Genomic DNA, 19,899 nt, shown 5'->3' with positions numbered 1-19,899 from the left:
ATGTAAATAACATTTACATAGCTAGACCATCCCGCGATTTTGTCAAGCTGGCCGCCAGACACGCCCGCGTGATTATTGGCGCAACTTCATTTCGGCTTGCCCCAGGGGCGGCCCGGAGGGACGCCCGAACCGGAGGGGGCCTCCGGCGGCACCGGCGGCGGCTCGGCGCCTCTGGCCGGAGGACGGCGGTCGATCGGGAAGCCGAGGCCGCGCAGATAGATCAGCACCTCGGCCTCCAGCAGCTCGTCCGGCGACATCGGCAGCTTGCGTCGCGCAGCATCGCCGCGGGAAAACAGCGAGGCCACGCCATGCGCCATCGACCAGATGTGCAGCGCCATCATCATCGCCGGCGGGCGGGGCGTGCCGGGAGGCGTCAGTGCGGCGAGCCGCTCGGCTGCGGCTCGAATGACGTTGAAGGCGCGTTCGCTGGCCGCCTGCAGTGCGGCATTGGCATCGACCGGCACGCCCGATTCGAACATCGCGTTGTAGAAGGCCGGCTCCTCGCGGGCGAAGGCGAGATAGGCCTTGCCGACGCGCTCGAAGGCGGTGACCGTGTCGGGCCGCCCGTCGTCCCAGGCCGCCGACAGGCGCGCCTCGAACTGCTCGAAACCGCGCTGGGCGATCGAGGACAGCAGCTCGTCGCGGTCGCGGAAGTGCCGGTAGGGCGCCGCCGCACTGACGCCGGCCATGCGCGCGGCATCGGCGAAGGTGAAGCCGGCCGCCCCCTTCTCGGCGATCAGCCCGAGGGCCGCCTGCAACAGGGCTTCCTTCAGATTGCCGTGGTGATAGCCGCGCTCGGCGCGGCGCTGCTCCTTGCGCCAGCTCATGTGAACGACCTTTACATGAGGCGGGCGTGAAGGTCACTAGCGGCGGCCGGATTGGTTAATCCGTATTTCCACGTCATTCCGGGGCGATGCGCCAGCATCGAACCCGGAATGACGATCCACTGGAAGCTACATCTGCGGAATCGGCAGCACGGGCATGACCTCGATCGCCTCGCCCGGGAAGATCGCAAAATGCGGGTGGTTCTCGAACAGCTTTGCAGCTTCCTCCTGCGAGCCGGCGCGCACCACCGTGAAACCCGTCAGCGCGTTGCTGACCTCGGTGATGCCGCTCCCGTCGATCCTGCGGGTCTTGCCGAGCGGACCGCCCATCTCCACGATCACGGCTTTGTGCTTCTCGACCCAGCCGTGCCAGGCGGCCATGCCCTCCTGCTCCTTCGCCTTCCGTTCGGCCTCCGGCAGCGCGCGCCACGCGGCCATTTTCGATCCGGTCATGCTGCCGAGATAGATGGCGAGGAATTTGTTTTCGGTGCTCATGGATATCTCCTGTGGTTGATTGATCGGAACATCGGGTAGCGGCTGTCTCGTCTACCTTTTCAGATCGCCAAACCCGGCGGCGGCCTGCTGCACGTCGGGCGGAAAATCGCTCATCTCCTGCACCTGCCGGATCTCGATAATTTCGTTCGGCGAGGCCGGGCACTTCTTGGCCCAGGCGATCGCCTCCTCGCGCGAGGCGACCTCGATCATCCAATAACCGCCCAGGACTTCCTTGGCCTCCGCGAAGGGACCGTCGGTGACGATGGGCTTGCCGGTCGCGAACGAGACGCGCGCGCCGGTTGACGGCGGGTGCAGCCCGTCCAGCGTGATCAGCACGCCCGCATCCTTCAGCGCCTCGTTGTAGCGCATCATCGCCGCAACGCGCTCGGGATCGAGCTGCACCTCCGGCGGCGCGTTCTCGTAGCCGAGCGGGATCATCAGCATCGCATGGACTTCCTCGTTGGTCGCAATCATTCCGATATGTGCTGCGGGCGGAGACGGCTGGCCCGCGTCCCCTCCAAGACGAACGACCTTCTGCCGGGCCGACAGCGGGACGGGATTTATTTGCCGGCCGCAGTGCGGCCGCGGCCGGCGCATTCTGGGCCGCACCGGGCTGGATCGGCACGGTTCGAGGCCTTTCATGCCGAAACGAAAGCGCAGTAAAAGGGGCCGGCGCTCTCGCGCGCCGCTCCCGGACACAGGACAGATCAGCCAATGCCGCAAGCCCCGCAACAAGTCGCCCTCGTCACCGGAGCCGCACGCGGCATCGGGCTTGCGACCGCGAAGAAGTTCCTGGCCGAGGGCTGGCGCGTGGCGCTGCTCGACATCGAGAGGGAGCTGCTCGGCCGGGCGGTTGCCGAGATCGGCCAGAGTGGGGCGACGCTGGCGCTCACCTGCGACGTTTCGAACGCGGCCGCAGTCCGCGATGCGATGAAGGGACTCGAGCGGCGGTTCGGCCGGCTGGATGCGCTGGTCAACAATGCCGGCATCGCAGTGTTCGCGCCGCTGATGGAGACGTCGGATGCCGACTGGCGCCGCGTGCTCGAGGTCAACCTCACCGGCCCGTTTTTCTGCACCAAGGCGGCGGTTCCCTTGATGCGCGACGGCGGTGGCGGCGCCATCGTCAACATCACCTCGATCTCGGCCGTGCGCGCTTCGACGCTGCGCTCGGCCTACGGCACCAGCAAGGCGGGCCTTGCGCACCTCACCAAGCAGCTCGCGGTCGAGCTCGCCTCCCTCAACATCCGCGTCAACGCGGTCGCACCCGGACCGGTCGACACCGCGATGGCGAAGCAGGTGCACACCAAGGAGATCCGCGCCGACTATCACGACGCCATTCCGCTCAACCGCTACGGCCTGGAAGAGGAACTCGCGGAAGCGATCTATTTCCTGTGCTCGGGCCGCGCCAGCTACATCACCGGCCAAATTTTGGCCGTGGACGGCGGCTTCGATGCGGCGGGTATCGGCCTGCCGACGCTGCGCGGGCAACGGCGCAACGGGTAGGCACAGGATTGTAGGTTGGGCAAAGGCGCAACGCGCCGTGCCCACCATCGATCCCAAGTTTGCGGATGGTGGGCACGCTACGCTTGGCCCACCCTACGGAATCGAGTTGGAGGAAAGTTCATGCAACGCATCACCTTCCTCAAAGCCCTGATGCTTGCATGCGCGCTGCTCGCCGTGTCGCCCGCTGCGGCCGAGATCCGCATCATCCAATCCCCTGGCGGAGAGGTCGGGCCGTTCCTCGATCTGTTCGAGAAAGTGCGCGAGAGTGGCGAGCGCGTGGTGATCGACGGCCCCTGCCTGTCGGCCTGCACGCTGGTGCTGAGCATCGTGCCGGGCGAGCGCATCTGCGTCACCAAGCGCGCCGTGCTCGGCTTCCATGCTGCGCGCTCGGTGGACCGGCGCGGCCGCTTCTATGCCGAGCCGGAAGCTTCGGTCGCGGTGCTTGCCGCCTATCCCGGCCCGGTGCGCGCCTGGATCAGCCGCCGTGGCGGTCTGACCTCGCGGTTGCTGCTGTTGAAGGGGCGTGATCTCGCCGCGATCTATCCGCGTTGCCGCTGATGCAGCTGGCAGCCGCCAAAGCGCTGGCCGCTCTCAAAAGAGAGTCTGGATCACCGGTGCCAGCTTTGCGCTGGCGCAAATGAGCATTCCCCAGAGAGCAAAATTGATCTGTAGCGCCGCCGCCATCGGTCGCTCCCTTCCAAGTGACGTCCATCCCAGTTTGTAGCTTTTATGACTCATAAATAACGATTCTCGCGTGCAGAGCACAGCCCAATATTGCGCCAATTGTTGTGCGATGCAGCTCGCTTCACGAAGCGGCCTCACTGCGTCCGCAAAGTGGTGCGAAAGCACGACTCATATTCGGCCATGCCGGCAAGCTCGTTTTGCCTTGAGTTCCATTGAACCGACGATGCGCGTGTCTCACGCCGATTCTGCGCGCCGCTTATGGAGGCAAAAGCCCGGGCATGATTCGACACGGCTTCATCCTGCTTACTTTTTGCACAGCGCTGATCGGATGCGCAGAGGCGCCGGCGCAGGAACGCCGCGCCGTCGCATGGGATGGTCTTGGCAAGGATCCGAACCGTACGCATGTCGCGAAGCGGCGCGTCACGACCGGCGCGCCGGCCGCAAGCGATCCCAATCAGGAGCGGGAAAGGGTGCTCGGCACATTGCGCCCATATTCCGAGGCGTGGTGGGCGGTCCAAGACGAGATACAGGCGGAGAACGACAGGAAACTCGGCGCCAAGCTTGTGATCTGTCCTCGTTGCGTGGAATCGTCGCCGCCGCGCGAGGACGTCACCGGATCAATCCGGTGAGAGGAGAAACGGCAGATCGGCGCGTGACGTAACGATGCGTACGTCCCCTCTCCCGCAGCATCGGAGAGAGGGGATCGCAACGCGACGAAGCGCGGTCGCGCCCGTCACATGCCCTCGGCCGGGCAATTCACCATCCAGGGAATGCCGAACCTGTCGACGCACATGCCAAAGCCCTTGGCCCAGAACGTCTTGCTGAACGGCATGGTGACGCTGCCGCCATCGGCGAGGGCGTTGAACTTGCGCTCGCCATCTGCGGGGTCCTTGACCGTGAGCGAGATCGAGAAGCCCTGCGGCTTGTGAAAGTGCTCGGCCGGCGCGTCGGAGGCCATCAGCACGCTGCCGTCCGGGAGCGTCATGCGGGCGTGCATGATCATCTTCTCCCGGCCGGGCGCGGCCGGCATCTCCGGCGGAGCATCCGATGCGCGCATCATCGCGTCGATCTTGCCGCCGAGAACCTTGGCGTAATAGTTGAACGCCGCTTCGCAATTGTCCTGGTAGAACAGATAAGGATTGAGCATCGTTTCTCTCCTCTTCGTTGGCAGTGAAGCTTATTGCGTCTCGGTGAGCTTCTTCAGGCCGGCGAGGCCCGCCTCGAAATCGTTGCCGATCATGCTGTCCATGTTGATGAACACCTGCATCAGCTTGGACAGGAACGGGGCCGGACCGTACATCGCCCATGTGACGAGTGTGGCATCGCCTTGCGGCACAAAGGTGAACTCGGCGGTGTTGTGGCCTTCGAACGGCCGCTCGAAATCGAGCTTGATGCGGAGTTTGGTGGGCCCGTTCGCCTCGAGGATCTCCATATGGCCGGCGCCGACATTGTTGTTGCCGTCCCAGGCATAGGTCGCCCCCTTCCCCGCCGCGGTTCCGCCGAACGACCGCTTCATGGCGGGATCGCGGGTCTCATAGGGCGACCAGGCGGTCCAGCGATGGAAATCGGCAACCAACGGATAGATCGCAGCGGCCGGCGCCTTTACCGCGAGCGAGCGCTCGACGCGAAACGTATCGGGTTTCGTCAGGGCAAAACCGAAGACCGCGGCAAGGCCGACGGCGAGAACGATGGCGATGACGGCAATGGCTTTCATCATGGATGGCTCCCCTGGTACGGGATTAAGACGAAGGGGAACGGCAGGAGCCGACAAAGGGACAGAAATTCTTTAGCGCACTGCCCACCCCACGTCATGGCCGGGCTTGTCCCGGCCATCCACGTTCTTGGCGCGGAGGGAAAGACCGTGGATGCCCGGGACAAGCCCGGGCATGACGATGTGGAGGCAGATGCGCCTATGTCGCCTTCGCGCCCTGCCGCGCATCGGCTCCCTTCGGCTGGCTGTCCCGGATCAGGCGATCGAGATGCATGCGGATGTGGGCGGCTTCGGCCGAGGTATTGGCGAGCGCGATGGCGCGGTCGAATGCGATTCGGGCTTCGTCGTTGCGGCCGAGCTGCATCAGGAAGGCGCCGCGCACGCCGTAGAAATGGAAATAATTGGCGAGCTTCGGCGCCAGCGGCTCGATCAGCTCGAGCGCGGCCTGCGGCCCGCGCACCTTGGAGACCGCGACCGCCCGGTTGAGCGTCACCACCGGCGAGGGCTGCACCACTTCGAGCGCGCCGTAGAGCAGGTCGATCTCGGTCCAGTCGGTCTCCTCGGGCGTTGCCGCGCGCGCATGCAGCGCGGCGATCGCGGCCTGGATCTGGTAGGGCCCGCTGCGGCGGTGACGCATCGCTTTGTCGATCAGCGCGAGCCCCTCCGCAATCATGGTGCCGTTCCACAAGGAACGATCCTGATCGTCCAGCAGGATCAGCGATCCGTCCTCGGCAAAGCGCGCGGCGCTGCGCGCGTGCTGCAACAGGATCAGCGCCGTCAAGCCCATGATCTCCGGCTCGCTCGGAAACAGCCGCAGCAGCAGCCGCGCCAGTCGGATCGCCTCTTCGCACAGCGGCTTCCTGATCTCCGCGGTGTCGCCGCTCGCGGAATAACCTTCGTTGAAGATCAGGTAGATCATCGCCGCGACACCGGCGAGCCGTTCGGAGCGCTCGACGGCGCCGGGCGCCTCGAACGGCGTCCCGGCCTCGGCGACCTTTGCCTTGGCACGCGTGATGCGCTGCTCCATCGCCGCTTCTGAGACCAGGAACGCGCGGGCGATCTGCTTCACCGTGAGGCCCGAGACGATGCGCAGCGCCAGCGCGATCTGCTGCGTCGCCGGCAGCCCCGGATGGCAGCAGATGAACATCAGCCGCAAGATGTCGTCGCGATAGTGCGAGCCGTCGAGCCGCTCGGCGAGCTCGCCTTCGGCGTCGTCGAGATCGGAGATCGCCTGGTCGTCCTCGGGCAGCGGCTGCTGCCTCCGCGCGCGGCGCACCTCGTCGATCGCAACGTTGCGGCCGACCATGATCAGCCAGGCCGCGGGATCGCGCGGCGGCCCGTTCTGCGGCCAGGTCTTGAGCGCGCGCAGGCAGGCGTTCTGAAAGGCCTCCTCTGCCGTATCGAGGTCGCGGAAATAGCGCAGCAGCGCGCCGACCGCCTGGGGTCGCGCCGAGGTCAGCGCAGTCTCGATCCAGGCGGTATCGGCCTCGCTCACGTCAGGTTTCCTCCGGGCCGGAACACGCCGACGGGACGTACCTCATAGGCGCCGCCGGGGTTGGCGGCGCCCAGCTCGCGTGCGACGTCGAGGGCGTCATCGAGATTCTTGCAGTCGACGATGTAGAAGCCAAGCAGCTGCTCCTTGGTCTCGGCATAGGGGCCGTCGAGCACCAGCGGCGGATCCTCCTTGCGCAGCGTCGCCGCCGCGGTCGTCGGCAACAGCCGCGCCACCGGCCCGAGCCGGCCCTGCTTGGTGAGCTTTTCCTGCACCACGGCGAGCTTCTTCATCACGGCCTCGTCCTGGTCCTTGCTCCAGGAGCCGACGAAATCCTCATCGTGATAGCAAAGAATGGCGTAAAGCATGGGCGGCACTTCCCTCGTCTGTTCTTAAAGACGCGCCAATATGCCCCGCGCCGACAGCGCTGCGGGAAAAATTTGCAAGAAAAATCCGGCGGATCGTGCCAAGGAGGGCTTTCTCGAGCGGAACCTTAAAGAGGCACTTCGAATGACCATGGGCACACTGGCCGTCCTGATCAACAGCACGCAGCAGAACTGGCTGCCCGAGCGCTGGAAGGCCCGCTTCGACGCGGTCTGCGGCAAGCGCCGCGTTGTGCTGCTGCCGGACGCCGGGCTCGATCCTAAGGAGGTGCATTATGTGGCGGTGTGGAAGCCGGTGCCGGGCGATCTCGGGGCGTTCCCAAATCTGCGGGCGATCTTCAACCTTGGCGCGGGCGTCGACGCGCTAATGGCCGACAAGAGCCTGCCCGAGGTGCCGCTGGTGCGCGTCGCCGTGCCCGATCTCACCAACCGCATGACCGAATATGTCGTGCTGCATGTTCTGATGCATCACCGCCAGGAGCTTTACCTGCGGCAATCGCAGCGCGAGAAGCGCTGGGAGCCCAGATATCAGTGGCCGGCCAGCGCGATCACGGTCGGCGTCATGGGATTGGGCACGTTGGGAGCCGATGCGGCCGACGTGCTGCGGCGGCTCGGCTTCCGCGTCGCCGGCTGGAGCCGCAGCCCGCGCAGGATCGAGGGCGTCGAATGCTTCCATGGCATTGCAGGCATGGACGCGTTCCTGCGCAAGACCGATATCCTGGTCTGCCTGCTGCCGCTGACATCAGACACGCACGGCATCCTCAACCGCGAGGTCTTCGCCAAGCTCAATCGCACCAGCCCGCTCGGCGCGCCCGTGCTGATCAATGCCGGCCGCGGCGGCCTGCAGAACGAGGCCGATATTCTCGCCTGCCTCGACGACGGCACGCTGGGCGCCGCCTCGCTCGACGTCTTCGTGCAGGAGCCGCAGCCGAAGGACAGCCGGTTCTGGACCCACCCCAAGGTGGTGTTGACGCCGCACAATGCCGCCGACACCGACGCGGATGCGATCTCGGCCTATGTCGCCGCGCAGATCGCGCGGTTCGAGGCGGGCGGCGCGCTGGAGAACGTGGTGGACCGCGCAAGGGGTTATTGAGACCGGCGGAGGCGCACCACCGCGTTTCATCCTGGCTGTCGTGCCCGGGCTGCGGGCCGGCAGTCGCTTAAGCCATCACGCTCCGCCGGTATCCCGTTCACCCTCTCTTAGCGAGAAGTTGATAGGCGTTGTTAATCAACGCTCAAACAACGAGTCGGACATGCGGGCGAACCTCGGCCTCAGGATGCGGATCACGGTTGCTCTGGCTGGGACGGCCGCAGCGACTGCACTGTTTGCCGTGCTCGGCGCGATGTGGATCATCGGCGGGATCATCGACCGCGCCGACCAGCGCGAGCTGCGCAGCCATTATGATGCCCTGTTGTCGCGCATCGCCGAGGAATCCCGCCGCGCCGCCGCCATGAGCACCGTGGTGGCCGCAATGCCGGCGACGCAGGATGCAATGGCGAAACAGGACCGCAACGCGCTCGTCACCCTGTTTGGACCAGTGTTCGCCGCGACCAAGTCGGAGTACGGCGTCGAGCAGTTCCAGTTTCATGTGGCGCCGGCAACCTCGTTCCTGCGCGTGCACCAACCCGCCAAGTTCGGCGACGACCTCTCGGGCTTTCGCAAGACGGTCGTCGCCGCCAACCAGGACCGCAACGTCGTGGTCGGTCTCGAGGGCGGCGTCGCCGGTCTCGGCATCCGCGGCGTGGTGCCGATCGCGCAAACCGGCAAGCATGTCGGCAGCGTCGAATTCGGCCTGACCTTCGGCCAGTCCTTCCTCGACGACTTCAAAGCCAACCGCCATGTCGACATCGCCTTCCATCTCGCCGACGGTTCCGGCTTCAAGCTGTTCGGCGGCACGCTGAAGGGCAAGAGCTTCTTCGATGCGACCGATTATGGCCAGGCCACCGGCGGCGACTTCACGGTGCGGCAGGGCAAGCTCGACAGCACGCCGGTCGCCGCCCTGCTGGGACCGATCAAGGACTTTTCCGGCAAGCCGCTCGGCGCCGTCGAGCTGGTGATGGACAATGCCGACTATGTCGCTTCCGCCGATCGCGCCTGGTGGCTTTCGCTCGGTATCGCCGCGCTCGGGCTCGTGCTGGCCGCGATCGTCGGCTATCTGATCGCGCGCAGCATTTCGCGCCCGATCCTGTCGATCACATCAGTGATGCGCGAGCTCGCCGACGGCCGGCTCGACGTCGAGGTTCCCGTCAGCACGGCGAATGACGAAGTCGGTGCGATGGTGAAGGCGGTCGGGGTGTTCCGCGACAATGCCGTGAGCTTCAGCAAGCTTCAGGCCGAACAATTCGAGGCCAAGGCCCAGTCCGAGGCGGAGAAGCGGCGGACCTTCGCGGCGCTCGCCGACAATTTCGAAGCCAGCATCCGCGACGTCGTCACCACGGTGTCCTCGGCCGCGGTCGAGATGGAGCATACGGCGCGATCGATGTCGGCCATCGTCGAACAGTCGCGGCAGCAGACCCGGATGGTCTCCTCGGCCTCGGCGCTGGCTTCCGAGAACGTGCAGACGGTTGCGGCAGCCGCGGAAGAGCTGTCCTCGTCCATGACGGAGATCAGCCGCCGCCTCGCCCATGCGACCGAGGTGGTCGGCAAGGCCGCCAGCGACGGTCAGCGATCGAATGCGCGCGTGCAGAGCCTCGCCGACGCCGCGCAGAAGATCGGCGATGTCGTCTCCTTCATCAACGGCATCGCCGGTCAGACGAACCTGCTGGCGCTGAACGCGACGATTGAGGCGGCGCGCGCGGGCGAAGCCGGCCGCGGCTTTGCCGTGGTGGCCTCCGAGGTAAAAGCGCTGGCAACCCAGACCGCGAAGGCGACCGAGGAGATCGGCGCACAGGTCACCGCCGTGCAAGGCGAGACCTCGGGCGCGGTTGACGGCATCCAGTCGATATGCGCAACCATCCAGCAGGTCGACGAGATCTCGGCCGCGATTGCCGCCGCCGTCGGCCAGCAGGGCACGGCAACGCAGGAGATTGCGCAAAACGTCCAGCAGGCCGCGGCCCGCACCGGCGAAGTCTCGCAAAACATCGCGGGCGTCACCGACGGCATCGCAGCGACGGGCACCGCCGCCGAAGAAGTGCTGGGCTCGGCGGTGGAGCTGGCCAGGCAATCGCAGCGGCTGCGCGAGGAGGTGGACCGTTTCCTGGCGCAGATTCGCGCGGCGTAGCTCAGGCCCTGGTGCCGGCTCCCACCATCACGTCGATCGCGCCCTTCACGATCGCCTCCAGCTCCTTGCGCGGCACGCGAGCGCGGGAGCGGATGGCGATGGTGTGGATGGTGGCCGATGCGATCTGCGCCAGCGCGACCGGATCGGCGCGCTCCGGCAGCTCGCCTTTCTCCTTGGCGCGGCGGAAGCAACTGGCAAACGCCTTGTCGAGCCCGGTGAGGCCGTCCAGCACCATGGCGCGGATCTCGGGATCGCCGACCGCCTCGGACGCCGCAGTCACGACCGTGAAGCAACCGCGCGGTCCGGTGTCGCCCGACAGATAGATGTCCAGCGCGGCCGCGTAGATGCGCTCCAGCCGCTGGCGCAGCGGCGTCTCCTCGCGGAAGATCGCGACCATCGCCGCGGCTGCCTGGTCGCGATAGCGCTGGTAGCTCTTGATGTAGAGCTCGCGCTTGTCGCCGAAGGCGCCGTAGAGGCTCGGCCGATTCATGCCGGTTGCTGCGCTGAGATCGTCGAGCGAGGTGGCCGCGAAACCCTGCGTGCGGAACAGATCGAGCGCCTTGCCGAGCGCGATATCGGGCTCGTAGGCGCGCGGACGGCCGCGGCGTTTAGGGCCGCCGCGGCGCTCGGGCGCGCCGCGGGGTTCGGGCTGATTGGCAGCAGCTGGCGGCTTCGATTTTTGTACCATTTCGCAAGATAATCCTTGACCGCACCCATATTATGCAAGATGGTACAAAAATCAATCTGGCCAGGTTGAGCGACACCCCAAGAGGAATTGCCCCAAGGAGGCTACAGATGGATCTCTATTTCTCGCCGCTTGCCTGCTCGATGGCGACACGCGTCGCGCTTTATGAAGCCGGCGCCGAGGCGAACTACCTCGAAGTCGATCCGCCGACCAAGAAGGTGCTGAAGGACGGCTCGGACTTCCGTACCGTGAATCCGATCGGTCTCGTGCCGACGCTGCGCACCGACGAGGGCATGGTGCTGACCGAGAACGCCGCGATCCTGCAATATGTCGCGGACCGTTTCCCGCAAGCCGGCCTCGGCGCGAGCGCCGGCATCGAACGGACGCGACTGCATCAATGGTTGTGCTTCATCGGCACCGAGCTGCACAAGGGTCTCTTCATCCCCGTGCTCGACCGCAAGGCGCCGCAGGAAGCCAAGGCCTATGCCCTGGAGAAGAACCTGTCGCGGCTCGACTATCTCGACAAGTACCTCGAGGGACGCGAGTTCCTGCTCGACCATTTCAGCGTGGCCGATGCCTATCTCGTCACGGTCATCAACTGGACCATGGCGACGCCGCCGATCGAGCTTGCGAAATGGCCGAACGTGAAGGCCTATTACGAGCGGTTGCGTCAACGGCCGTCGATCGCGAAGGCGATCGCCGAGGAGTTCGAGCTGTACAAGGCCGAGCTCGCGCGGAAGAAGGCAGCGGCCTGAGGCACGACCAAATGAGGCTCGATGGCCGCAACAACGGAGGTGCGCTCCCTCTCTCGCTTGCGGGAGAGGGTTGGGGAGAGGGTGTCTCCACAACGGGACAATTCCCCAGAGGAGAAAGCCCTCTCCCGCGCCGGAGCCTGTCATCGGGCGCGCCTACGGCGCGACCCGGTGGACGCGACCTCTCCCGCAAGCGGGAGAGGTGAACGAGCCACGGCCGTCGATTCAACCAAGCCATTGCGTCATGCAGCTCGCTATCTCGGCGCCTGCAGCGCGATGCCGTAGCGGCGATAGATGCGGTCGATCGTGCCGTCACTGCGCAGCCGTTCCACGGCTGCGTCGATGGCTTCGCGGAGCGCATCGTCCGGTCGGACCATGCCGACGCCGACGTTCCAGTTCAGATCGGCCGTGCTCTCATCGCGATCGAGGATCCGGAGCGGATTGTCCGGATGAGTCAGATTGAAATAGCTTGCCGCAGTGGGCGTGACCGCGGCGGCGTCGATCTGGCGGTTCGACACGGCCTCCAGGCTGTCGCTCTCGAAGCCGAAGATCGATATCGGCACGCGCCGCTGACCGATGATCATGGCTGCGATCGACCCAACCTGCACACCCACCTTAGTCTCCTCGTTGAGGCTCGCGAACGACGTGAGCGTGCTGGATGCGGGCACGGCCAGCGCGACGCCCGTGCGATAATACGGTTTCGAGATTCTCAGGCGGGTTTCGCCTTGCGCTTCGCGATCGGCGATGACGTCCAGAAGAATGTCGCAGCCGGCGCTGCGCATCTGGTACTGCGTGATGATCCAATCGAGCCTCAGCGAGACACCGAGCTCGCGTGCCAAAACCCGACCGAGCTCGACCTGGAAGCCGGGCGGATCGCCGGCCTTGTGCGCAAAGGGAAGCGAATTGGGATGTGCGCAGAGCCCGATCACGCCGCTCGAGCGGATCGCCTCCAGGGGTCGCGCCGACGCCTGCCCCGACAGGACGATGGCGGCAGCGACGATGACAGGGGCAAATGCCTTCATTCCGCGCTCTCTGCTCCTCAGCCGTCGCGCGGTTTCAGGGCGCGGATGTACTTGATCATCTGGTCGATCTGGGCATCGGTGAAGGCGCCGTCGAAGGCCGGCATCGCCCCCGGCTTGCCGTGCTTGATGCGGTCGCGAATAAAGGCGTCATCGCGCGGCGAATTCATCAATTGCGGTCCCTTGCCGGCGGCCCGGCCACCGTCGGAGTGACAAAAGCCGCAGGTCCCCGCGAACACCTGCTCGACCTCGAACGCCCCGTTCTCCGGCGCGGGCGTGGGGGATTGTGCCTGGGCCATCGCAGCCCACAGCAACGCGGCGCCCAGCCCCGCCGGAATGGTTTTGCAAGGCAGTCTCAACAGTTACGCTCCATTCCTGATCCACGCACGGCCGCGACATCGATCCAGGAGCGGGCTTGTGCCCGCTCCATGATCAGAACATCCGCGGCTTACCTATTTCAGGCTGAAGACGACCAAGGCGCCGTCGTCACGCGGCATGCTCTTGTAGACGCCGCCGAAGTTCGGCGCATATTCGTCCGCCAGCATCCCGCCGAAGCCCGCCGTCACGGCGATATATTGCTTGCCGCCGACGGAGTAGCTGACGATGCCGCCCTGGTGGCCGGTACCGTTATTGTGCTTCCACAGCTCGGCGCCGGTCTCGGCATCATAGGCGTGCAGCACCCCGCGGGAATCAGGCACGAAGACGAGGTTGCCCGCGGTCGACAGCACGCTTCCCAGCGGAGGCTCGGGATAGCGAACCTCCCATTTCTTCGCGCCCGTGATGGGATCGCGCGCGTCGAGGTGTCCGTAGATCTCGCCACCCGGAGGAGGCACCATCTTGAAATCGGCACCGATGTTGAGCTGGGCCTGCGGCGCGGTGACCGGTGTCGTCTTCTGGATATCCAGCGTCATGCACCATTCCTGTCCGATCTTGTAATAGAGACCGGTCTTGGGGCTGTACGAGCCGGCGTTCCAGCTGATGCCGCCGCCGATGAACGGACATAGCGGTGGTTCGGTGACCTTGCCGACCGGGAAATCGCGACGGCCGATCAGCGCGCCGGTCTTGGGATCGATATCCTTGACGAAGTTGATGTTCTCGACCAGGCGCCAGACGTTCTTCACGGCGAGATTGCGGTCGTAGACGAAGACGAAGCCGCCCTTGTTCGGATGGACCACGTATTTCTGGCCGTCTCGCTCGAGCATCACGAATTCGCCGACCGCGCTGTCGAAGTCCCAGGCATCGTGCGGCAGTTCCTGGTGGTAGAACTTCAGCTTGCCGGTGTCGGTGTCGAGCCCGATCACCGAGCTGGTGTAGAGATTGTCGCCGGGACGCGCGCCCTGCGTCTTGTAGTCTGCGCCCGACCAATCGTAGAGCGGCGCCGGGTTCGCAGTGCCCCACAGGATGGTGTTGGTCTCGGAATCGTAGGTGCCCGGCATCCAGCCGCCACCCCCGCCGGTGCGCCAAGAATCGTTAGCCCAGGTCTTCATGGCCTCGTCGGTGCCTGCGACCGTCAGGAACTCCCACTTCTTCTTTCCAGTGGTGGCATCGACCGCGAAGATCGGGCCGCGGCCCGGCCATTCGCCGCCTTGCGCGCCGATGATCACGCTGCCCTTCGCGTAGAGCGGCGCGCCGGTGAAGCCGACCGTGAGCTTCTGCGAGTCGATCAGCCTGGTCTCCCAGAGGACCTTGCCGGTTTTCGCATCGAGCCCGAAGAGCCGACCATCCATCGTGCCGACGAAGACCTTGCCTTCGCCGAGAGCGACGCCCCGGTTGTAAGGCGAGTGGGTCTGCCGGCTGATCAGCGCCTCATCCAGCTCCGGAAAGAACGACCAGATGACCTCGCCGGTCGCGCCGTTCAGCGCGAACACCCGGCTGTAAGAGCCCGAATAGTACAGCACGCCATCGGCAACGAGCGGCATCGACTGCAGGCCGCGCGTCGAGCGTCCGGGAATGTGCATCCACGCCACGCCCAGATTGCCGACATTGCTCGCATTGATCTGCGCAAGCGGGCTGTAGTGATAAGACTTGTACGAGCCGTGATAGGTGAGCCAATCGTTCTGGCCGGCGGCCTCGATCCGGGACGTATCCACGGTTTGAGCCGATGCCGCCGTCGCCGCAAATGTCGCAACGACGACGACAGGCAAGACCGAGCTGAGCCACTGCTTCCTCATTTGTACTTCCTCCCGCTCTTGTGTTTGTTGATTGCGTCTCGCGAACGCCGCTACGAGGGGGTATTTGCCGTTCAGTGTGCGTCGATCGTCCTCCATCGGACCGAATCGTCAACAGATGCCCCTCTCTCGGCGCATTGCGCCGAGGAGCCACGTTCACCGGAGTGGTTGCTGTTGTACTTCCGCTTGCCGTTACACTGTACGACGGATCACAGGACGTGCAAATACGGAATGCGCGCTGAAGTCGGTTCGATGCAGGGCGACCTTGAAACGGCAGGGGCGCTGACCGTTTTTGCTTTCGATCCGCCGATCCCGAAACATGTCGCTTTATCCGTAAAGCACCTTTGGCAGAATCGTGACGATGCCCGGCCAGAGCGTCAGCAGCAGCACGAAGCCGATCATGATCAGAAGATAGGGCAAGGTGACGCGCGCGATGTAGCCGAGGCCGTCTTCGGTCAGGCCCTGGATGACGAACAGGTTGAAGCCGACGGGCGGGGTGATCTGCGCCATTTCCACGGCGAGCACAAGGAAGACGCCGAACCAGACCTCGTCGAAGCCGGCGCCCTTCACGATCGGCAGCACGATCGGCAACGTCATCACGATCATTGAGAAGCCGTCGAGGAAACAGCCGAGCACGAGATAGAAGACGATCAGCGCCACGATCAGCATGAAGGGCGACAGGCCGAGGCCCTTGACGAACGCGGCCACCGCCTGCGGGATGCCGAGGAACGCCGCGGCATTGCCGAGGATCGAGGCCCCGAGCACGATCAGCGCGATCATCGAGCAGGTGACCACCGAGCCGATCAGCACGTCGCGCATCACCTGGTGCGACATCGCGCCCTGCGCCCAGGCAACCAGGCCAGCGCCGAGCACGCCGACGGCGGCAGCCTCCGAGGGCGTTGCGAGCCCGCCATACATCGAGCCGAGCACGCAGCCGATCAGGAACAGCGCCGGCGCGAGATCCTTCAGCGCTGCGAAGCGCTCGCTCCACGGCACCTGCGAGAGCTTGGCTTCGGTCTCGGGCACCATCGCCGGCTTTAGCGTGGTGTGCAGCATCACCCAGCCCATGAAGGTCGCGGCGAGCAGCAGCCCGGGCAGCACGCCCGCCGTGAACAGCTTCAGGATCGAAACGTCGCCGAGCACGCCGTAGATGATCATGATATTCGACGGCGGGATCAGGAAGCCGAGCGTGCCGGCGCCGGCGAGCGAGCCGATCGCGATGTCGCGCGAATAGCCGCGGCGCAAGAGCTCGTTGAGCGACATGCGGCCGATCACCTGCGTGGTCGCAGCCGACGAGCCCGAGATCGCCGCGAAGATGGTGCAGCCGATCACGTTGACATGCAGCAGGCGGCCGGGCAGCAGCCCGGCCCAGGGCGCCAATCCCTGAAACAGCGAGCGCGACAGGCGGGTGCGGAAAAGCAACTCGCCCATCAGGATGAACAGCGGCAGCGCCAGCAGCTCCTGCGTGGTCAGGATGTTCCAGGCGTATTGCGGCAGCAGCTTGTCGAGCGGGATCGAGCGGAACATCGCGAGCAGCAGCGTCGCGGTGAGCGCAAGCGTGAGGCCGATCCAGACGCCGCAGGCCAGCAGCACAAACAGGATCGCGAACAGGGCGACGACTTCGATGGTCATGCGATCTCGGATCCGGATGCGGAAAAGGCGGTCATTCGACGGGCGAGGCCTTCATGCGATGATCCTCCAGCGGCAGGCCGAGCGCGGCCTGGATCGCGCGTGCCAGGAACTGCAGCGTCAGCAGCAGCATGCCGAAGGTGACGATCGCTTGGGGAAACCACAGCGGCGTGTCGCTCGAGGTCGAGACCTGGCCGCGCAGGAAGGCGCTCCAGGCGAATTTCGCCATGGCCAAGGTCAGGAACGCCATGAAGGCGAAGCCGGCCGCCGCCGAGAGGATCTCGAGCGCGCGCTGCACCGGCACCGTTGCGTTCTTCAGGAGCAGCACGACCCGGATGTGGCCGCCAACGCGCAACGTCATGGCGGCGCCGAAGGTGAAGGACGCCGCCATCAGATAGGACGAGTATTCCCACGCGATCGAGATGGTCGGCGGGAAGAACGGCAGGAAATTCGACAGGAAGCGGGTTGCGACCTCGCACAGCATCAACAGCGTCAGCATCAAGAGACAGAAGCCGCCGATCCAGCCGTCGAGCCGGCCGAGGCGATCGATGCCGTCGAGGACGATGCGCAGCGGCGCAGGCGCCGCTGCGTTGAGGCTTTGCGGTGTTTCGGGCGTAACGCTCACCACGCCTCGTCCTCAGCCGCGCTTCATTTCGGCAAGATAGGCCCGCACCGGCTTGTCCGCCGCCGGCACGCGTTTAAGGAAGGCGTCCAACTGCGGCGCGGTCTTGGCCCGGATTTCCGCCATCATGGCATCCGAGACCGGCACCACCTCCATTCCGCCCTCCTTGAGGCGGTTGAGGCTGTCGACGTCGGCCTTGAGCGAATTGGCCCAGAAGCCCGGCTCCATCTTCGCCGCGATATCCGCGACCAGCTTCTGCTGATCTGCGGAGAGTGTCTTCCAGGAATCCAGGTTGACGGTGACCATCTGCGACGACCAGACATGGTTGGTCGGGTAGACGTATTTCAGGAACTCCCAGAACTTGCCGTCGACGCCCGATACCGACGAGGTGGAGACGCCAGCCACCGCGCCGGAGGCGAGCGCGGGAATAGTTTCGCCCCAGGGGATCATCACCGCCGCCATGCCGATGGCATTGAGCATCTCGACCGCATTCTTGTCGGGCACGCGGATCTTGATGTTCTTGAGGCCCTCGACGTCGGCGACCTTCGTCTTCAGATGCAGATACTGCGTCGGCCACGGCACGATGTAGAGGATCTTCTGGTTGTTGCGCGCGGCGATCTTCTCGTATTCGGGGCGCACATATTTGTGCAGCACCTTGAGCTCGTCCACGGAGCCGCAGAGGAAGGGGATGCTCTCGACGCCCATGAAGGGCTCGTCGCCGACCTGCTGGATGTTGAGGACGTCGGCGAGCGGCACGAGGCCGTCGCGCACGGCGCGCAGGTGCTCGGGCCCCTTGAAGCCGAGCTGGCCGCCCGCCTTCACGGTGATGGCGACCGCACCGCCACTCTGCTTCTTCACTTCTTCGGCGAAGGCCATCGCGTTCTGGGTGTGGAAATTGCCGTCGGGCCAGACCGTCGACATGTCCCAGCTCGTCGTCGCCGCCCGCGCGCGGGTCGAGATATGTCCGGCAGCGAGCAGCGTTGCTGCGCCCGCGGTGAAATGACGTCGCGTAATCATTGCTCCCCTCCGTTTACCGAGCGCGTTGATGCATCAACGCGCGTACCCATAGACCTTGACTGCGTTCTCTGAAGACACGAGACCGCTCGCGACGTCGTCGTTGACGGCCGCGCGATCGCGCTCCCTGGGATCGCCGATGCCGGCACCGCCGGGCGTCATCACGACCAGCCGGTCGTCCGGCGGCACCTGCTGGAAGCCCTTGCCGCGCAGCTTCTTGCCGGACTTGAGACCGACATAGCCGGCCTCGCCGTTCCGGCCGCCGTCCCGCCCGCGCGGCGGATGATCGATGCGGTCGAACGCGGCGAGAATGTCGAACGGCGCATCGACCCCGCTGCCGACTTCGATGATCTGGCCGAGGCCGCCGCGGGTGCGCCCTGCCCCACCGGAATCCGGACGCAGCTCCTTGCGCCAGAAGATCAGCGGCGTCTGCGTTTCCGCGATCTCCACCGGCGTGCCGCGCACGCCGCTTGGGTAAGCGGTGGCCGACAGCCCGTCCTTGCCGAAGCGCGCGCCGGTGCCGCCATTGGAGGTGACCGCCATCGAGAAGCCGTAATTGCCGCCGGCGCCGGAGCGGGTCTGGCCGCGCACGTTGAGATTCCACAGGCAGGAGGTGCCTTCCGCCGGCACCCGCTCGGGAATGATCTGGCGCAGGCAGCCGAACACCACGTCCGGCAGCATCTGGCCGATGACGTGACGCGACGCCACGGGCGCCGGCTTCGGGGCATTGAGGATGGCACCCGCCGGCGCCGACACCGTCAACGGCGAGAGCGAACCGGCATTGTTCGGGATCTGCGAGGCGACGACGCAGCCGAGGCCGAACACGGTGTAGGCCGTGGTGTAGGACAGCGGCACGTTGATGCCGAACTTCGAGGCCGCGGATGTGCCGTCGAAATCGACGTGAATGCCCTGCTCCGAGATCGTCAGCGTCGCCGCCAGCGTCACCGGCGCATCATAACCGTCGACCACCATGGTGTTGCGCCAGCTGCCCTTCGGCAGCTTTGCGATCTCCGCCAGCACGGCCTCGCGCGAGCGTTCGCAGATGTAATCGCCGAGCTCATCGAGCGTATCGATGCCGAACTCGGTCATCATCTCGACCAGGCGCTCGCAGCCGACGTCGTTGCAGCCGGCCAGCGAATAGGTGTCGCCCTCGGTATCGATCGGCAGCCGCGTGTTGGTGCGGATCATCGCCATCAGCGTCTCGTTGACGACGCCCTGATCGATCAGCTTCAGCATGGGGATGTAGAGCCCCTCCATGAACACGTCGGTGGCGTCAGGGCCGAAGCCGATGCCGCCGATGTCCATGAGATGGCTGGTGCAGGAGAACAGCGCGACGACCTTGCCGTCCTTGAAGCAGGGCGTGGTGACGACGAAATCGTTGAGATGGCCGGTGCCCATCCAGGGATCGTTGGTGATGTAGGCATCGCCCTGCTTCATCGTCTGAAGCGGAAAGTGAGCGATGAAGTGCTTGACCGATTCCGCCATCGAGTTGACGTGGCCGGGCGTGCCGGTCACCGCCTGCGCCAGCATCCGGCCCCTGAGGTCGAACACGCCGGCCGAAAGGTCGCCGCATTCGCGGACGATCGGGCTGAAGGCGGTACGGAGCAGCACCTGCGCCTGCTCCTCGACCACGGCGATCAGCCGGTGCCACATGATCTGAAGGTCGATCAGGCTCGCGCCATTTGCCTTGCCCATGA

Annotated in this window: 21 protein-coding genes; 6 read left to right on the top strand and 15 right to left on the bottom strand. The window is 65.4% G+C overall.

Translation table 11 applies throughout. The annotated features are described in order from the left end of the window. Positions 1 to 86: 86 nt before the first annotated feature. From HZZ13_RS16920 to HZZ13_RS16910, 3 genes are all read right to left on the bottom strand, one after another. Positions 87 to 827 carry a TetR/AcrR family transcriptional regulator gene (locus HZZ13_RS16920; protein ID WP_197960678.1) on the bottom strand — a complete coding sequence of 247 codons (741 nt, stop codon included), beginning with the start codon at positions 825 to 827 and terminating at the stop codon, positions 87 to 89. Between the two features lie 126 nt (positions 828 to 953). Further along, on the bottom strand, positions 954 to 1,319 hold the full coding sequence (locus HZZ13_RS16915) for a YciI family protein (RefSeq protein WP_197960677.1): 366 nt from the start codon (positions 1,317 to 1,319) through the stop codon (positions 954 to 956). Between the two features lie 51 nt (positions 1,320 to 1,370). Then, the gene (locus HZZ13_RS16910) at positions 1,371 to 1,793 is read right to left on the bottom strand and encodes a YciI family protein (protein ID WP_246504454.1); all 423 of its coding nucleotides are present in this window, start codon (positions 1,791 to 1,793) and stop codon (positions 1,371 to 1,373) included. 240 nt (positions 1,794 to 2,033) lie between these two features. On the opposite strand from HZZ13_RS16910, the gene HZZ13_RS16905 reads away from it, so the two are divergent. The 3 genes from HZZ13_RS16905 to HZZ13_RS16895 all read left to right on the top strand — a co-directional run bounded on the left by HZZ13_RS16905 (position 2,034) and on the right by HZZ13_RS16895 (position 4,135). Further along, positions 2,034 to 2,822, top strand: coding sequence for an SDR family NAD(P)-dependent oxidoreductase (locus HZZ13_RS16905; protein ID WP_197960676.1), 789 nt, complete (start codon positions 2,034 to 2,036; stop codon positions 2,820 to 2,822). A 120-nt stretch (positions 2,823 to 2,942) separates the two neighbouring features. After that, the gene (locus tag HZZ13_RS16900) at positions 2,943 to 3,380 is read left to right on the top strand and encodes a hypothetical protein (RefSeq protein WP_197960675.1); all 438 of its coding nucleotides are present in this window, start codon (positions 2,943 to 2,945) and stop codon (positions 3,378 to 3,380) included. 404 nt (positions 3,381 to 3,784) lie between these two features. Beyond that, positions 3,785 to 4,135, top strand: a complete 351-nt coding sequence (locus tag HZZ13_RS16895) for a hypothetical protein (protein WP_197960674.1) — start codon at positions 3,785 to 3,787, stop codon at positions 4,133 to 4,135. Positions 4,136 to 4,239: 104 nt separating this feature from the next. Here HZZ13_RS16895 and HZZ13_RS16890 read toward each other — a convergent pair whose 3' ends face one another. The 4 genes from HZZ13_RS16890 to HZZ13_RS16875 form a co-directional block, all read right to left on the bottom strand. Then, complete coding sequence (locus HZZ13_RS16890; RefSeq protein WP_197960673.1) at positions 4,240 to 4,653, bottom strand: VOC family protein; 414 nt, start codon at positions 4,651 to 4,653, stop codon at positions 4,240 to 4,242. 30 nt (positions 4,654 to 4,683) lie between these two features. After that, positions 4,684 to 5,223: an SRPBCC family protein gene (locus tag HZZ13_RS16885; RefSeq protein WP_197960672.1), complete on the bottom strand. Its 540-nt coding sequence runs from the start codon at positions 5,221 to 5,223 to the stop codon at positions 4,684 to 4,686. Positions 5,224 to 5,416: 193 nt separating this feature from the next. Further along, complete coding sequence (locus HZZ13_RS16880; protein ID WP_197960671.1) at positions 5,417 to 6,712, bottom strand: RNA polymerase sigma factor; 1,296 nt, start codon at positions 6,710 to 6,712, stop codon at positions 5,417 to 5,419. Continuing rightward, the gene (locus HZZ13_RS16875; protein WP_024337611.1) at positions 6,709 to 7,077 is read right to left on the bottom strand and encodes a YciI family protein; all 369 of its coding nucleotides are present in this window, start codon (positions 7,075 to 7,077) and stop codon (positions 6,709 to 6,711) included. Before HZZ13_RS16875 ends, HZZ13_RS16880 begins: the two co-directional genes overlap by 4 nt. 142 nt (positions 7,078 to 7,219) lie before the next feature. On the opposite strand from HZZ13_RS16875, the gene HZZ13_RS16870 reads away from it, so the two are divergent. Together HZZ13_RS16870 and HZZ13_RS16865 are read left to right on the top strand one after the other, a co-directional pair. Next, complete coding sequence (locus HZZ13_RS16870; RefSeq protein WP_197960670.1) at positions 7,220 to 8,185, top strand: 2-hydroxyacid dehydrogenase; 966 nt, start codon at positions 7,220 to 7,222, stop codon at positions 8,183 to 8,185. Between the two features lie 160 nt (positions 8,186 to 8,345). Beyond that, positions 8,346 to 10,313 (top strand): methyl-accepting chemotaxis protein, encoded by a 1,968-nt coding sequence (locus tag HZZ13_RS16865; RefSeq protein ID WP_197960669.1) that lies wholly within the window; start codon positions 8,346 to 8,348, stop codon positions 10,311 to 10,313. A 1-nt stretch (position 10,314) separates the two neighbouring features. Here HZZ13_RS16865 and HZZ13_RS16860 read toward each other — a convergent pair whose 3' ends face one another. After that, positions 10,315 to 11,001 (bottom strand): TetR/AcrR family transcriptional regulator, encoded by a 687-nt coding sequence (locus HZZ13_RS16860; protein ID WP_197960668.1) that lies wholly within the window; start codon positions 10,999 to 11,001, stop codon positions 10,315 to 10,317. 107 nt (positions 11,002 to 11,108) lie between these two features. Here HZZ13_RS16860 and HZZ13_RS16855 point away from each other — a divergent pair, with 107 nt between their 5' ends. After that, a complete protein-coding gene (locus HZZ13_RS16855; protein WP_197960667.1) occupies positions 11,109 to 11,753 on the top strand; it encodes a glutathione binding-like protein in 645 nt (214 codons plus the stop codon). 251 nt (positions 11,754 to 12,004) lie between these two features. Here HZZ13_RS16855 and HZZ13_RS16850 read toward each other — a convergent pair whose 3' ends face one another. From HZZ13_RS16850 to HZZ13_RS16820, 7 genes are all read right to left on the bottom strand, one after another. Next, a complete protein-coding gene (locus HZZ13_RS16850; protein WP_197960666.1) occupies positions 12,005 to 12,772 on the bottom strand; it encodes a substrate-binding periplasmic protein in 768 nt (255 codons plus the stop codon). Between the two features lie 17 nt (positions 12,773 to 12,789). Then, the gene (locus tag HZZ13_RS16845) at positions 12,790 to 13,128 is read right to left on the bottom strand and encodes a c-type cytochrome (RefSeq protein WP_246504453.1); all 339 of its coding nucleotides are present in this window, start codon (positions 13,126 to 13,128) and stop codon (positions 12,790 to 12,792) included. A gap of 93 nt (positions 13,129 to 13,221) precedes the next feature. Beyond that, positions 13,222 to 14,940 carry a pyrroloquinoline quinone-dependent dehydrogenase gene (locus HZZ13_RS16840; protein WP_197960665.1) on the bottom strand — a complete coding sequence of 573 codons (1,719 nt, stop codon included), beginning with the start codon at positions 14,938 to 14,940 and terminating at the stop codon, positions 13,222 to 13,224. A 324-nt stretch (positions 14,941 to 15,264) separates the two neighbouring features. Beyond that, entirely contained in the window at positions 15,265 to 16,569 is a 1,305-nt protein-coding gene (locus HZZ13_RS16835) for a TRAP transporter large permease (protein WP_197960664.1), read from the bottom strand. A gap of 31 nt (positions 16,570 to 16,600) precedes the next feature. After that, positions 16,601 to 17,194, bottom strand: coding sequence for a TRAP transporter small permease subunit (locus HZZ13_RS16830; RefSeq protein WP_197960663.1), 594 nt, complete (start codon positions 17,192 to 17,194; stop codon positions 16,601 to 16,603). A 9-nt stretch (positions 17,195 to 17,203) separates the two neighbouring features. After that, on the bottom strand, positions 17,204 to 18,205 hold the full coding sequence (locus tag HZZ13_RS16825; protein ID WP_197960662.1) for a TRAP transporter substrate-binding protein: 1,002 nt from the start codon (positions 18,203 to 18,205) through the stop codon (positions 17,204 to 17,206). A 33-nt stretch (positions 18,206 to 18,238) separates the two neighbouring features. After that, the gene (locus HZZ13_RS16820; RefSeq protein WP_197960661.1) at positions 18,239 to 19,897 is read right to left on the bottom strand and encodes a hydantoinase B/oxoprolinase family protein; all 1,659 of its coding nucleotides are present in this window, start codon (positions 19,895 to 19,897) and stop codon (positions 18,239 to 18,241) included. Between the last annotated feature and the right edge of the window lie 2 nt (positions 19,898 to 19,899).

The organism is Bradyrhizobium agreste (genome assembly GCF_016031625.1).
Lineage (GTDB): Bacteria > Pseudomonadota > Alphaproteobacteria > Rhizobiales > Xanthobacteraceae > Bradyrhizobium > Bradyrhizobium agreste.
This window is presented reverse-complemented; position numbering and strand designations above follow the sequence as displayed.